Here is a 13389-nt window from a genome sequence, read left to right on the forward strand (position 1 = left end):
GACAGGAGCTTCCATGACCAGCACCCTCCCGGCGACCCCCAGCGGCGCGTCGTCCGAGGCCCGGCCGAGCACCCTCGCCGAGGGCGACTACAAGGTGGCGGATCTGTCGCTCGCCGCGTTCGGGCGCAAGGAGATCCAGCTCGCCGAGCACGAGATGCCCGGTCTGATGGCGATCCGGCGCGAGTTCGCGGACGCCCAGCCGCTCGCCGGTGCCCGCATCACCGGCTCGCTGCACATGACCATCCAGACCGCCGTCCTGATCGAGACCCTGGTCGCGCTCGGCGCGCAGGTCCGCTGGGCGTCCTGCAACATCTTCTCCACCCAGGACCACGCCGCCGCCGCGATCGTCGTCGGCCCGAACGGCACCCCCGAGGCCCCCGCCGGCGTCCCGGTGTACGCCTGGAAGGGCGAGACCCTGGACGAGTACTGGTGGTGCACCGAGCAGGTGCTCACCTGGCCGGACGGGCAGGGTCCCAACATGATCCTGGACGACGGTGGCGACGCCACCCTGCTCGTGCACAAGGGTTTCGAGTTCGAGAAGGCCGGCGTCGTGCCGCCGGTCGAGTCCGCCGACTCCGAGGAGTACGCGGTCATCCTCAAGGTGCTGCACCGCTCGCTCGCCGAGGACGGCCAGCGCTGGACGCGGATCGCCGGCGGCATCAAGGGCGTGACCGAGGAGACCACCACCGGCGTGCACCGGCTCTACGAGATGCACCGCAACGGCACGCTGCTCTTCCCGGCCATCAACGTCAACGACTCGGTGACCAAGAGCAAGTTCGACAACAAGTACGGCTGCCGCCACTCGCTCATCGACGGCATCAACCGGGCCACCGACGTGCTGATCGGTGGCAAGCTGGCGGTCGTGCTCGGCTACGGCGACGTGGGCAAGGGCTGCGCCGAGTCGCTGCGCGGCCAGGGCGCCCGGGTCGTGGTGACCGAGGTGGACCCGATCTGCGCGCTGCAGGCGGCGATGGACGGCTACCAGGTCGCCACCCTGGACGACGTGGTCGAGCAGGCGGACATCTTCATCACCGCCACCGGCTGCTTCAACGTCATCAGCAACGAGCACATGGCCCGGATGAAGCACCAGGCCATCGTCGGCAACATCGGCCACTTCGACAACGAGATCGACATGGCCGGCCTGGCGAAGCGCTCCGACGTCACCCGGGAGAACATCAAGCCGCAGGTCGACGTCTGGCGGTTCGACGACGGCCACGCGATCATCGTGCTCTCCGAGGGGCGCCTGCTGAACCTGGGTAACGCCACCGGGCACCCGAGCTTCGTGATGTCGAACTCGTTCGCCAACCAGACCATCGCCCAGATCGAGCTCTTCACCAAGACGCAGGACTACCCGATCGGCGTCTACGTGCTCCCGAAGCACCTGGACGAGAAGGTCGCCCGGCTGCACCTGGACGCGCTCGGCGCGAAGCTGAGCACCCTCACCAAGGAGCAGGCCGCCTACCTCGGCGTGCCGCAGGAGGGCCCGTTCAAGCCGGAGCACTACCGGTACTGAGCCACGCCCGAAAGGGACCGGGGTCGACCGCCGCGCGGCCGTCCCGGTCCCTTTCGCGTACGCGGACACCGGTCGGCTCCGGCGCTGCGCGCCGGCTCCCGGCACCGGGTGGGGCCGAAGGGCCCTGGTGACCCGCGCCACCGGTGGGAGAAGGTGAGCTGACCAGGGCGTGTCCTCCTGGCGTCGGTTCGGGTGACATTGTCATGAACGACTTGACGCGGCCCCCGGATCAGGAGGAAGGTATGGCTGCCCTAAGTTAACTGAGGCGTGCCTAACCAACCACGGAGTACCCATGTTCGCCACGTACCTGATCGGCCTGCGGGAAGGCCTGGAGGCGACCCTGGTGGTCAGCATCCTGGTCGCGTTCCTGGTCAAGTCGAACCGCCGCAACCGGCTGCCGCACGTGTGGCTCGGAGTCGGTGCCGCCGTGGCCCTGTCGGTGCTCTTCGGCTGGCTGATCGAGTACACCTCGACAACGCTCCTCCAGACCTCGGAGTCGCGGGAACTCTTCGACGCCGTCACCTCCGTGGCCGCCGTCGTCTTCGTCACCTGGATGATCTTCTGGATGCGCAAGGCCGCCCGGAGCATCGCCGGTGAGCTGCGGGGCAAGCTCACCGAGGCGCTGGCCGTCGGCGCGTTCGCGGTGACCGGCATGGCCTTCCTCGCGGTCATCCGGGAGGGCCTGGAGACCGCCCTGATCTTCTACTCCGCCGCGCAGAGCACCGCCGGCGGTGCCGGCCGCAACGCCATGCTCGCCCTCGTCGGCGGCATCGCCACCGCCGTGCTGATCGGCTTCCTGCTCTACCGCAGCGCCCTGAAGCTCAACCTGAGCAAGTTCTTCACCTGGACCGGTGCCCTGCTGATCCTGGTCGCCGCCGGCATCTTCAAGTACGGCGTGCACGACTTCCAGGAGGCCGGCGTGCTGCCCGGCCTGAACAACCACGCGTTCGACATCTCCTCCGCGCTCGACCCGAGCACCTGGTACGCGACCCTGCTCAGCGGCATGTTCAACATCACCCCCACGCCGAGCGTCTTCGAGATGGTCGCCTGGGTGGCGTACGCGGTGCCGGTGCTCGTCCTCTTCCTGCGCAAGCCGGCCAAGCCGGCCGCCAAGCCGGCCGAGGCGGCGAAGCCCGCCACCGAAGCGTCCGCCAGCCCCGTGCAGCCCGCCTGACCGCCCGTTTCCGAGGAGACACCGCACCGATGCGTACCACTCGATTCCTCGTGCCCGCCGCCGCCGGGATGCTCGCCGTCGCCGGCCTGGCCGGCTGCGGCGGTGGCGACGACAAGCCCGACGCGAAGTCCGGCGGGCCGATCACGGTCAAGGCCACCGACAGCGCCTGTGAGGTCGGCACCACCGAGGTCGAGGCCGGTCAGGTGACCTTCAAGGTGACCAACTCCGGATCCAAGGTCAACGAGTTCTACGTCTACGCCGCCGGTGACCGGGTGATGGGCGAGGTGGAGAACATCGCCCCCGGCCTGAGCCGCGAGCTGCGGGTCGAGCTGCCCGCCGGGACGTACGAGACCGCCTGCAAGCCCGGCATGAGCGGCCGCGGCATCCGGGGCGCGCTGAAGGTCAGCGGCACCGCCGCGTCCGTGGCCCCCGACGCCGCGCTGACCGAGGCTACCGTCAGCTACCAGCGGTACGTGCAGAGCCAGACTGCCGCGCTGCTCACCAAGACCGAGGAGTTCGTGGCCGCGGTCAAGGCCAACGACGTGGCGAAGGCCAAGGCGCTCTACCCGGTGACCCGCACCTACTGGGAGCGGATCGAGCCGGTCGCGGAGAGCTTCGGCGACCTGGACCCGAAGATCGACGGCCGGGAGGAGGTCGTCGAGGAGGGCATGGAGTTCACCGGCTTCCACCGGATCGAGAAGGACCTGTGGACCACCGGCGACGTCAGCAAGGACGGCGCGATCGCCGACCAGCTGCTCACCGACGTCAAGGCGATCGTGGCGAAGGCCAACGCCGAGAAGCTCACCCCGCTCCAGCTCGCCAACGGCGCCAAGGCGCTGCTCGACGAGGTGGCCAGCGGCAAGATCACCGGCGAAGAGGAGCGGTACTCGCACACCGACCTCTGGGACTTCAACGCCAACCTGGAAGGCACCAAGGCCGCCATCGCCGCCCTGCGCCCGGCCCTCGAGCAGCGCTCGGCCGACCTGGTCAAGCAGCTCGACACCGAGTTCGCCAACGTCGAGGCCACCCTCGGCAAGCACCGGGCCGGTGACGGCTGGAAGCTGCACACCCAGCTCAGCAAGGCCGAGCTGAAGGAGCTGTCGGACAGCATCAACGCGCTGGCCGAGCCGATCAGCAAGGTGGCCGCGGTCGTCGCCCGATGACGACCCGGCCCGGAGGTGACGCCATGAGCGAGCAGATCATCGGGGCTCGGCCGCCAGGCGGCGGCGACCGCGGGGAGGTGACATGAGCGAGCAGGCCACCGAAGCGCCGCGCGCGGGCACGCTGTCCCGGCGGCGGGCCATCACCCTGGCCGGGGTGGGCGCCGCCGGCGTGGCCGGGGCGGCGGCCGGCGCGGGCGCGCTGCTCAGCGGCGGCGACCACGCGGCGGCCACCGACAAGGCCGCCGGGGCGGTGCCGTTCCACGGCGAGCACCAGGCCGGCATCACCACCCCGGCCCAGGACCGGCTGCACTTCGTCGCGTTCGACGTGATCACAAAGGACCGGGCGAAGCTCGTCGCGCTGCTGCAGGAGTGGACCGCCGCCGCGGCCCGGATGACCGCCGGCAAGGACGCCGGCCTGATCGGCGCGGTCGGCGGCGTCCCGGAGGCCCCGCCGGACGACACCGGCGAGGCGCTCGGCCTGCCCCCGTCGCAGCTCACCCTCACCGTCGGCTTCGGCCCGACGCTGTTTCGCGACGCCGAGGGCAAGGACCGGTTCGGCATTGCGGACAAGCGTCCGGCCGCCCTCGCCGACCTGCCGCACTTCGCCGGGGATGCGCTCAAGCCGGAGATCTCCGGCGGGGACATCTGTGTCCAGGCCTGCGCCAACGACCCGCAGGTGGCGGTGCACGCCATCCGCAACCTGGCCCGGATCGGCATGGGCGTGGTCAGCGTCCGCTGGTCCCAGCTCGGCTTCGGGCGTACCTCGTCGACCTCGCGGGACCAGGCCACCCCGCGCAACCTGTTCGGCTTCAAGGACGGCACCGCCAACCTCAAGGCCGAGGACGCCGGCCTGCTCCGCGAGCAACTCTGGGCCCAGCCCGGCGACGGGGCGGACTGGATGGCCGGCGGGTCCTACCTGGTCACCCGCAAGATCCGGATGCTGATCGAGACGTGGGACCGCAGCTCGCTGGCGGAGCAGGAGCAGATCGTCGGCCGGACCAAGGGCAGCGGCGCGCCGCTCGGCAAGGCCGGCGAGTTCGACGAGCCGGACTTCGCTGCCAAGGGCGACGACGGGCAGCCCGTGATCGCCGAGACCGCGCACGTCCGGCTCGCCCACCCCGGGCAGAACAACGGCGCGCACCTGCTACGTCGCGGCTACAACTTCGTCGACGGCTCGGACGGGCTGGGCCGGCTCGACGCCGGGCTCTTCTTCATGGCCTACCAGCGGGACCCGCGCCGGCAGTTCGTGCCGATCCAGACCCGGCTCGCCCGGCAGGACGCGATGAACGAGTACCTGCGGCACGTCTCCAGCGGGATCTTCGGCTGCCCGCCGGGCGTCCGCGACGCTGCCGACTGGTGGGGCCGCGCGCTCTTCTCCTGACCGGCTCAGCCCTGGTGCCGTCGCCACTGGCAGGTTCCCGCTCGATCCTGGATCGAGTGGTCTCGCGGTCGGTGTGCGGCCGCTACCTCCCGTGTCGAGCATCTTGGAGGGCTCCCGGTGTTGGCGGGCTTCCCTCGGCGGTGGCGGGCTGTCCGCGTACCGGATCTGGCTGGGTGGGCACGGCGGGCCGCAACGCGGCCGCGGCCGGTGCGGTGACCGGCGGCGTCGCGGTGACCTGCGGCGGGACCGCGACCTGCGGCGGGGCCAGCTCCGGCCAGAGGGTGGCGGTGAGTGCTCGGGTACGTCCCAGCCGGTGTGCGGCGCGGCGGCCGCGCTCGGCCAGCACGGCGGCCAGGTACGCCGGCTCGGGCGCCGCCCACGGCGGAGGCGGCGAGGTGACCGCGGCGACCTCGGCCCAGAGCTGTCGCGCCAACCGGCTGCGGTCCGGCTCGGCGAGCTGGTGCACCCGACCGAGGTACTGCCGCACGGCCAGGGCCAACCCGTCGTCCACCCGGGTCAGGTCGAGGCTCCGCGCCCAGCCGAGCAGCGGCGGCACGGCCGACGGGGCCGGCCGCCAGACCCCCGCGGCCCGGGTGTGCACCACCAGCGTGCCGGCCACCAGGTCGCCCAGCCGCCGCCCGCGCGGGTCGGTCAGCATCACCGTCACGCTCGCCACCCAGCTGAGCAGCGGCAGCACCAGCCCCGGCCACTCCACCGCGACGCCCACCAGGGCCCGGGTCAGCGACTGACCGACGCCCACCGGGCCGCCGTCGGCGCGGACCACCCGCAGCCCCACGGCCAGCTTGCCGAGCGTCCGGCCCCCGACGAAGCGTTCCATCAGCACCGGGTAGCCGACCAGCACGAGGACCAGCGCCACCGTCTGCAACGCGCCGGACAGGGCCGCGTCCACGAAGTCCCACGGCAGGCTGACCAGCACCACCGACAGCACGGCCGCGAGCAGCAGCGCCACCGCCAGCTGGGCCAGCAGGTCGATCAGCAGGGCCAGCACCCGGGAACCCAGCCGGGCCGCCCGGACGTCCAGCTCCACCGCCTCGCCGCTAACCAGACCGGCGTCGGCCCAGCGGGCCGGTGCGGGAGGTTGCGCGCTCACCCGCACAGTGAACACTATGAGCGCCGGACGGGGGAGGATGAGTGGATCTCGACGCGTACGTGGCGGCGCACGGCGCCGAGTGGCGGCGGCTGGAACAGTTGACCGGGCGGCGCCGGCTCGACGCGGCCGAGGTCGACGAGCTGGTGGTGCTCTACCAGCGGGCCGCCACCCACCTGTCCGCGCTGCGCAGCCGCTCACCCGACCCGGTGCTGGTCAACCGGCTGTCCCACCTGGTGCTGGGGGCCCGGGCACGGATCACCGGCCGGCCCCAGCCGTCCTGGGCGGCGGTCGGCCGCTTCCTCCGGGCCGACCTGCCGGCCGCCCTCTACCGCGCCTGGCCCTGGTGGTGCGGGGTGGCCACCGGATTCAGCGCGCTCAGTTTCTTCCTCATCTGGTTCGTCGCCGGTCACCCGGACACCGCCGCCGCGTTCATCGGCGAGGAGGCCGCCGGGCAGCTCGTCGACTCGGGCTTCGCCGGCTACTACACCGAGTTCGCCGCGCCGACCTTCGCGTTCCACCTCTGGACGCACAACGCCTGGTTGGCCGCGCAGTGCCTCGCCTCGGGGGTGCTGGTGGTGCCGGTGTTCTATCTGCTGTGGCAGAACGCGCTGAACATCGGCGTGGTCGGCGGCGTGATGATCTCGTACGGCCGGGGCGACGTCTTCTTCGGGCTGATCACCCCGCACGGGCTGCTCGAACTGACCGGGATCTTCGTGGCGGCCGGGGTCGGGCTGCGTACCGGGTGGGCGTGGATCGCGCCGCCCGCGCACCTGAGCCGCGGCCGGGCGGTCGCCGAGGCGGGCCGCTCGGCGATCGTGGTCGCCGCCGGGCTGGTCGGGCTCTTCGCGGTCTCCGCGCTGCTGGAGGCGTTCGTGACCCCGGCGCCGCTGCCGGTCGCCGTCCGGGTGGCCGTGGGCGCCACCGTCTGGCTGGCCTTCCTGGCGTACGCCCTGCTGCTCGGCCGCCACGCCGCCACCCGCCCGGCGTCGCCGTCCGTCGTGGGCGCGGATCCCCGGAAGGAACAGCCGCTCTTTCCGTGACTCCGTGCACTCCCTGGGCGTGCGGGGGCTGGCCGGGTGGGTCAGAGTTGGCCGAGGGACTTGAGGCGGAGGTAGGTGTCGGCGACCGTCGGGGCGAGACGGTCGGCAGGAGCGTCCACCACGGTCACCCCGTGCCGGCCCAGCGCGGCCCGCACCCGGTCCCGTTCGGCCAGCGCCCGCCAGGCCGCCGCGGCGGCGTACGCGTCGTCCGGGCCGGCCGGTGGGGCGACGGTGAGCCCGGTGAGCACCGGGTCGTGGGTCGCCGCGATCACCACCCGGTGCCGGGCGGCCAGCCGGGGCAGCACCGGCAGCAGCCCCTCGCCGAGCGCGCCCGCCTCCAACGCGGTGAAGAGCACCACGAGGCTGCGTTGCCGCTCCCGGCGCAGCACCTCGCCGGCGATCAGTTCGAAGTCGGTCTCCACCAGCGCCGGCTGGAGCGGGGCGACCGCGTCCACCAGCCGGGCGAGCAGCGCGGGTCGGCCGCTGCCGGTGACCGTGGCCCGGACCGTGGCGTCGGCGGCGAGCAGGTCGACCCGGTCGCCAGCCCGGGCGGCCAGCGCGGTGAGCAGCAGCGCCGCGTCGATCGCGGTGTCCAACCGGGGCTCGTCGCCGACGCGTACCGCCGAGGTGCGGCCGGTGTCCAGCACGCACACCAGCCGGCGGTCCCGCTCCGGCCGCCAGGTACGCACCAGCACGTCCGAGCGGCGCGCGGACGCCCGCCAGTCGATCGAGCGCACGTCGTCGCCGACCACGTACTCGCGCAGGGTGTCGAACTCGGTGCCGTGGCCGCGCCCCCGGGTCACCTGGACGCCGTCGATGATCCGCAGCTTCGCCAGCTTCTCCGGCAGGTGCCGGCGCGAGTCGAAGCGGGGCAGCACGCGCAGCGTCCACGGTGGCGTGGCCGGCCGGCCGGCGCGCTGCCGGAACGCCAGCCGTAGCGGCCCGAGCGAGCGTACGGTCAGCGCCGCCGCCGGCCGGTCGCCGCGCCGGGCCGGGGTGAGCCGGACGGGCAGCGAGACCGTCCCGCCAGGTTCGACGGTCAACACCCGTCCCGGCGGTACGTCCGGCCGGGCTCCGGCCGAGGGCAGCCAGGCGTCGCGCACCTGGGCGCGCAGCGTACGGCCGGCGGTGTTGGCCAGGTGCAGGGTGACCGTGGCGGTGCCGCCGAGCCGGATCGCCCGGTCCCCGCTGCGGGTGGCGGTGAGCGCGTGCAGCGGCGCGGCGAGGGCCCAGTCGAGGGCGACGAGCAGCAGCACGGCACCGGTCATCACGGCGACGCCGAGGAACGGCGCCGGCCAGGCCGGCAGGGTGGCCGCGCCCGCGGCGAGCAGCAGCGCGGCTCGCCAGGTCATCGCGGGGTTGGCACGGTGGCCAGCACCGTGTCCAGCACCGCGTCGACGGTCACGCCCTCCAGCTCCACCTCGGGGCGCAGCCGGAGCCGGTGCCGCAGGGTCGGCCGGGCCACCGCCTTCACGTCGTCCGGCGTGACGTGGTCGCGTCCGGCCAGCCAGGACCACGCCTTGGCGGTGTTGAGCAGCGCGGTGGCGCCCCGGGGCGAGGCGCCGAGCTCCAGCGCCGGGGTGGCCCGGGTCGCCCGGCACAGGTCCACGACGTAACCGAAGAGCGGCTCGGCCACGTGCACCCGCCGGACCGCCTCCCGGGCGATGGCCAGGTCGGCCGCGGTGGCCACCGGGCGTACGCCGGCCGCGGCGAGGTCGCGCGGGTCGAAGCCGGCGTGGTGCGCGCGGAGCACGCCCAGCTCCTCGTCGCGGCTGGGCAGCGGCACGGTCAGCTTGAGCAGGAACCGGTCGAGCTGCGCCTCGGGCAGCGGGTAGGTGCCCTCGTACTCGACGGGGTTCTGGGTGGCGGCGACGATGAACGGGTCGGGCAGCACCCGCCGCTCGCCCTCGACGGAGACCTGCCGCTCCTCCATCACCTCCAGCAGCGCCGACTGGGTCTTCGGGGGCGTCCGGTTGATCTCGTCGGCGAGGAGCAGGTTGGTGAAGACCGGTCCCTCGCGGAAGGTGAACGCCGCGGTGTGCGGGTCGAAGATCAGCGACCCGGTGACGTCGCCGGGCATCAGGTCCGGAGTGAACTGCACCCGCTTGGAGTCCAGGTCGAGGGCGGTGGCCACGGTCCGGATCAGCAGGGTCTTGGCCACCCCCGGTACGCCCTCCAGCAGCACGTGCCCCCGGCAGAGCAGCGCGATCACCAGTCCGGTGACCACCGCGTCCTGCCCGACGACGGCCTTGGCCACCTCGGCCCGCAGCCGGTGCAGGGCGGCCCGGGGGTCGGGCTGCGGGACGGCCGGTGCGGCGGCGATGACGGGTCCGGTCACCGGGGATCTCCTTCGGTCGGGTGGGCGACGACGGTACGGGTCAGGGTGTCCAGGTCGCGGGCCAGCTCCAGCAACTCCTGGTCGGTGGTCGGGTCGGCGCCGTGCAGCAGCTCCGCCACCCGCTCGGGGTCGGCTCCGACGTACGCGGCGACCCGGGCGGCCACCTCGGCGGGCGGCGTGTCGGGCGGCAGGTTGAGGCGCGGCAGCAGCCGGTCCAGCGCGGCGGCGCGCAGGGTCTCGGCGGTCGGCCCCAGGGCACCGGCCCGGCGGTAGAGCCGGGCCCGGCCGAGCACCGTCTCGGCGGAGTGGACGGTCACCGGTAGCGGCTCCGGTACGGGCGGGCCGAGCCGTCGGGCGCGCCAGAGCACCACCAGCAGCCCGGCCAGCGCGAGCTGCACCAGCAGCGCCCAGAACCAGGTGGGGAACGCGTCCCAGAGCGGGTTGGGCCGGGCCGGCCGGTCGTCGCTCGAGCCCCGGTCGCGGGGTGGGGCGTCGTTGCCGTTGCCGTGCCCGGCGGTGGGGCTCGGCGACCAGCCCGGCCCGGTCGGCGCGGGTGCCGGGGCGGGCAGGTCGAGCCAGACCAGCGGTCGGGTGCCGCCGAGCAGGCCGGTGGCGAGGGCGAGGTTGCCCCACTCGTCGATCCGCTCGTCGCGGAATGGGTCGCTGGCCCCGATCACCACCACCTCGACCGGCCACGGCACCCGGACCAGCCCGCCGGAGTAGCAGCGGTCGACCGGTGTGGCGTCCCGGGCCGCGTACCGCTGGCGCTCGGCGGCGGCGGTACCGGCGCGGGTGGCCTCGGCCAGCGGGCAGGGGTGGCCGTCGGCGTCGGGCGTGGTGGCCCGGGTGGCCCAGCGGGCGCCGGTGGGCAGCAGCGGCAGGTCCAGCTGTTCCAGCACCCGGCGGGGCGGGTCGACCAGCACCAGCCGGCTGCCGACGGGCAGGTCGGTCAGCGCGGCGACGGTGGCCGGGTGCAGCAGCTCCGGGGCCGGTACGAAGAGTGTCGTCGGGCTCGAGCTGGCGGCCACCAGCGCCCGGCCCGGGTCGGTCTCCCGGCGTACGGTCACGCCCTGCTCGCGCAGTGCCGCGGCCAGGCGGCTGCCGCCGTCGTCGCCGGTGGCGACCGGGGAGAGGAAGCCCCGGTCGGTGGGGTCGGGCTGGTCGACGGCGTGGAACACCAGGGTGGCGGCGATCAGCAGCACCGCCAGCCCGAGCGGGATCAGGGCCCGGTGCCAGCGTCGCCGGGGTGGCGGCGGGGCGACCGGGCGGGTCGGGTCGAGGGTGGCGGTCATCGGCGCTCACCGTCTTCGGCCAGCTCGCGGTGCAGGTCGGTGGCGAGGTCGCGCATCCGGCGGTCGTGCTCGGGTGTGGCCGGGCGCTGCGCATACCAGAGGTCGGAGAAGATCGTGCCGGCGGCGTGCAGGGTGGGCCGCACCTCGGGCCGGACGCGGGCGGCGACCGTGGTCAGTTCGGTGACCGTCATCCCGGGGCGCGGCTCCACCACCTGCCGGTCCACCAGCGCGCGGACCATGTCGCGCAGCCGTTCCCGGACCGCCTCGGCGTACCGGCCCTCGGCGGCGAGCCGGTCGGCGAGGCTGGCGTGACCGGGCGCCGCCGGTTCGGGCGTCCGGGGTGCGGGCACCGGGACGGCCGGTTCTCCGAGCCGGGCCGCCCGCCGCCGGCGGGGCAGTCGCAACCGGGGCAGCCGCAGCCTCGGCAGCCGTAGCCGTAGCCGTGGCCGGCGCGGCCGGGGGAGTCGCAGCCTCGGCCGGGGAAGCCGGCGGGGCACCCAGGCCGGGAAGAAATACCAGGCCAGGGCGGCCAGCAGCGCGGCGAGCAGCAGGAGCAGCGCGGCCAGCGGCAGCGGTACGACGTCGCCGAGCGCGGCGACCGCCTCGGTCCACCACCGGCTCACCCGTGCACCGCCAGCAGGGCGGGTTCCGGGGTGCCGGCCGGGGCGCGGGAGAGTCGGATGTCCAGGCCCTCGGTGCGCATCCGGGTCTCCAGGTGCAGCACGGCGTCGAGGCAGGCCAGCGCGGGGTACGCGATCGCGTTCACGGCGACCCAGGCGGCCGTGGCGACCGGCAGCGCCCAGGCGTCGAGGTCGAACAGGCCCAGCGCCCCGAGCCCGTGGTAGACGCCGAGGCCGATGCCGAGACGGATCAGCCACCAGCCCAGGTAGCCGAGGAGCCGGATGCCGGCGGCCCGCCCGCCCACGCGGACCGCGAGCGCGAGCGCCCGCCCCGGCACCCGCGGCCCGGGCAGCCGGTCCACCACCAGCGCCGGGACGACCGCGCCGAGCAGCCCGTACGCGACGAACCAGGCCGGCCCGGCCAGTCCGGCGAGGCCGACGGTGAGGCCGACCGCCGACGCGGCCAGCAGGGTGCCACCCCAGCGGGCGTCGCCGGGGCGCAGCAGTTCCCGCAGCCCGGCGCGGCGGCCGAGCAGCGCGGCCCCGGCGCCCCGGGCGGCCGGGTTGCCGAGCAGCGCGATGATCAGCGCCTCGGTCCCGGCGCCGAGCGCGAGCAGCAGCCAGTACCAGCCGAGCCGGTCGGGGTCGAGCCAGTAGGCCGGCGGGTGTGCGCCGGCCAGCGCCCGCAGCGGGTGCAGCAGCGCCTGCTCGCCGAGGGCCAGCAGGACGGCGAGCGGGACCAGTAGTCGGGCCTGGCCGCGCAGCAGCAGGACGGCCGAGTCCAGGAGTTCGCCCACGGTCAGCGGCCGGCGCGGGAGCACGGCGGTCGGGCCGACGTCGGGCACGCGTACTCCTGGCGGACGGGCGACGGGTAGCGGGCGGCGACACGCCCGAGGGATCATGGTTGCATGGCCGGTCCGGTTCCGGTGGACCCGTCCGTCGCGGCGCGCCACGCGGGGCATCCGCGCCGTCGGCGGTGGTGTCGGGCCGTTCCCGGCAGTACCGTGCCGTGATGACGCCGAACCCTTCGAAGTGAACGGGGATGGAACGATAAACCCCATGAGAGCCCGGGTACTGGTGGTCGACGACGACCCCGCGCTCGCCGAGATGCTCGGCATCGTCCTGCGCAGCGAGGGTTTCGTGCCCTCCTTCGTCGCGGACGGGGAACGGGCCTTGGCCGCGTTTCGCGACAGTCGCCCCGATATCGTCCTGCTCGACCTGATGCTGCCCGGTATGAGCGGTATCGACGTTGCCCGGGCGATCCGAGCCGAGTCCGGCGTGCCGATCGTGATGCTGACCGCCAAGAGCGACACGGTGGACGTGGTGCTCGGGCTGGAGTCCGGGGCGGACGACTACGTGGTCAAGCCGTTCAAGCCCAAGGAGCTGGTGGCCCGGATGCGAGCCCGGCTGCGCCGGGGCGAGGACGTCGCGCCCGAGCTGCTCACCATCGGCCCGCCCGGCAACCAGATCACCATCGACGTGCCGGCGCACACGGTGAGCCGGGACGGCGAGGAGGTGAAGCTGACGCCGCTGGAGTTCGACCTGCTGGTCGCGCTCGCCCGTAAGCCGCGTCAGGTCTTCACCCGGGAGGTGCTGCTGGAGCAGGTCTGGGGCTACCGGCACGCCGCCGACACCCGCCTGGTCAATGTGCACGTCCAGCGGCTGCGGGCCAAGATCGAGCCGGATCCGGAGCGACCGGAAATCATCCTCACCGTTCGGGGCGTGGGCTACAAGGCGGGTACCGGATAGCCTGGTCA

General features: G+C 74.0%; 12 protein-coding genes. 6 read left to right on the forward strand and 6 right to left on the reverse strand.

Annotated features, from left to right (window positions below; genetic code table 11):
• Positions 1-13 precede the first annotated feature (13 nt).
• From ahcY to efeB, 4 genes are all read left to right on the forward strand, one after another.
• Positions 14-1513, forward strand: coding sequence for an adenosylhomocysteinase (gene ahcY, locus FXF52_RS14975; protein ID WP_148797506.1), 1500 nt, complete (start codon positions 14-16; stop codon positions 1511-1513).
• Between the two features lie 292 nt (positions 1514-1805).
• Complete coding sequence (gene efeU, locus FXF52_RS14980) at positions 1806-2687, forward strand: iron uptake transporter permease EfeU (protein ID WP_148797507.1); 882 nt, start codon at positions 1806-1808, stop codon at positions 2685-2687.
• Positions 2688-2716: 29 nt separating this feature from the next.
• A complete protein-coding gene (gene efeO / locus FXF52_RS14985; RefSeq protein WP_148797508.1) occupies positions 2717-3850 on the forward strand; it encodes an iron uptake system protein EfeO in 1134 nt (377 codons plus the stop codon).
• Positions 3851-3932: 82 nt separating this feature from the next.
• Positions 3933-5231, forward strand: coding sequence for an iron uptake transporter deferrochelatase/peroxidase subunit (gene efeB / locus FXF52_RS14990; protein WP_148797509.1), 1299 nt, complete (start codon positions 3933-3935; stop codon positions 5229-5231).
• An 82-nt stretch (positions 5232-5313) separates the two neighbouring features.
• Here the strand turns inward: efeB and FXF52_RS14995 are convergent, their stop codons facing one another.
• Positions 5314-6342: an RDD family protein gene (locus FXF52_RS14995; protein ID WP_255471980.1), complete on the reverse strand. Its 1029-nt coding sequence runs from the start codon at positions 6340-6342 to the stop codon at positions 5314-5316.
• Between the two features lie 41 nt (positions 6343-6383).
• Between FXF52_RS14995 and FXF52_RS15000 the strand changes: the two genes are divergently transcribed.
• Positions 6384-7382 (forward strand): stage II sporulation protein M, encoded by a 999-nt coding sequence (locus FXF52_RS15000; protein ID WP_148797510.1) that lies wholly within the window; start codon positions 6384-6386, stop codon positions 7380-7382.
• 41 nt (positions 7383-7423) lie between these two features.
• On the opposite strand, the gene FXF52_RS15005 is transcribed toward FXF52_RS15000, so the two are convergent.
• The 5 genes from FXF52_RS15005 to FXF52_RS15025 are packed head-to-tail and all read right to left on the reverse strand — an operon-like array spanning position 7424 to position 12477.
• Complete coding sequence (locus FXF52_RS15005; protein ID WP_148797511.1) at positions 7424-8734, reverse strand: DUF58 domain-containing protein; 1311 nt, start codon at positions 8732-8734, stop codon at positions 7424-7426.
• On the reverse strand, positions 8731-9720 hold the full coding sequence (locus FXF52_RS15010) for a MoxR family ATPase (RefSeq protein WP_222870523.1): 990 nt from the start codon (positions 9718-9720) through the stop codon (positions 8731-8733). The genes FXF52_RS15005 and FXF52_RS15010 overlap by 4 nt, the downstream gene beginning before the upstream one ends.
• Positions 9717-11012 carry a DUF4350 domain-containing protein gene (locus FXF52_RS15015; protein WP_148797512.1) on the reverse strand — a complete coding sequence of 432 codons (1296 nt, stop codon included), beginning with the start codon at positions 11010-11012 and terminating at the stop codon, positions 9717-9719. Before FXF52_RS15015 ends, FXF52_RS15010 begins: the two co-directional genes overlap by 4 nt.
• Complete coding sequence (locus tag FXF52_RS15020) at positions 11009-11635, reverse strand: DUF4129 domain-containing protein (protein WP_148797513.1); 627 nt, start codon at positions 11633-11635, stop codon at positions 11009-11011. The genes FXF52_RS15015 and FXF52_RS15020 overlap by 4 nt, the downstream gene beginning before the upstream one ends.
• Positions 11632-12477, reverse strand: a complete 846-nt coding sequence (locus FXF52_RS15025) for a hypothetical protein (protein WP_148797514.1) — start codon at positions 12475-12477, stop codon at positions 11632-11634. The genes FXF52_RS15020 and FXF52_RS15025 overlap by 4 nt, the downstream gene beginning before the upstream one ends.
• 214 nt (positions 12478-12691) lie before the next feature.
• Here FXF52_RS15025 and mtrA point away from each other — a divergent pair, with 214 nt between their 5' ends.
• Positions 12692-13381 (forward strand): MtrAB system response regulator MtrA, encoded by a 690-nt coding sequence (mtrA, locus tag FXF52_RS15030; RefSeq protein ID WP_091670731.1) that lies wholly within the window; start codon positions 12692-12694, stop codon positions 13379-13381.
• Positions 13382-13389 lie beyond the last annotated feature (8 nt).

It is taken from the genome of Micromonospora sp. MP36 (assembly GCF_008119785.1).
GTDB lineage: Bacteria > Actinomycetota > Actinomycetes > Mycobacteriales > Micromonosporaceae > Micromonospora.

What these genes read in the sequence shown, in the direction of transcription:
- efeO (WP_148797508.1), top strand. Translation starts at nt 2,717, where the DNA reads ATGCGTACCACTCGATTCCTCGTGCCCGCCGCCGCCGGGATGCTCGCC.
- mtrA (WP_091670731.1), top strand. Translation starts at nt 12,692, where the DNA reads ATGAGAGCCCGGGTACTGGTGGTCGACGACGACCCCGCGCTCGCCGAG.
- ahcY (WP_148797506.1), top strand. Translation starts at nt 14, where the DNA reads ATGACCAGCACCCTCCCGGCGACCCCCAGCGGCGCGTCGTCCGAGGCC.
- efeU (WP_148797507.1), top strand. Translation starts at nt 1,806, where the DNA reads ATGTTCGCCACGTACCTGATCGGCCTGCGGGAAGGCCTGGAGGCGACC.
- FXF52_RS15005 (WP_148797511.1), bottom strand. Translation starts at nt 8,734, where the DNA reads ATGACCTGGCGAGCCGCGCTGCTGCTCGCCGCGGGCGCGGCCACCCTG.
- efeB (WP_148797509.1), top strand. Translation starts at nt 3,933, where the DNA reads ATGAGCGAGCAGGCCACCGAAGCGCCGCGCGCGGGCACGCTGTCCCGG.
- FXF52_RS15015 (WP_148797512.1), bottom strand. Translation starts at nt 11,012, where the DNA reads ATGACCGCCACCCTCGACCCGACCCGCCCGGTCGCCCCGCCGCCACCC.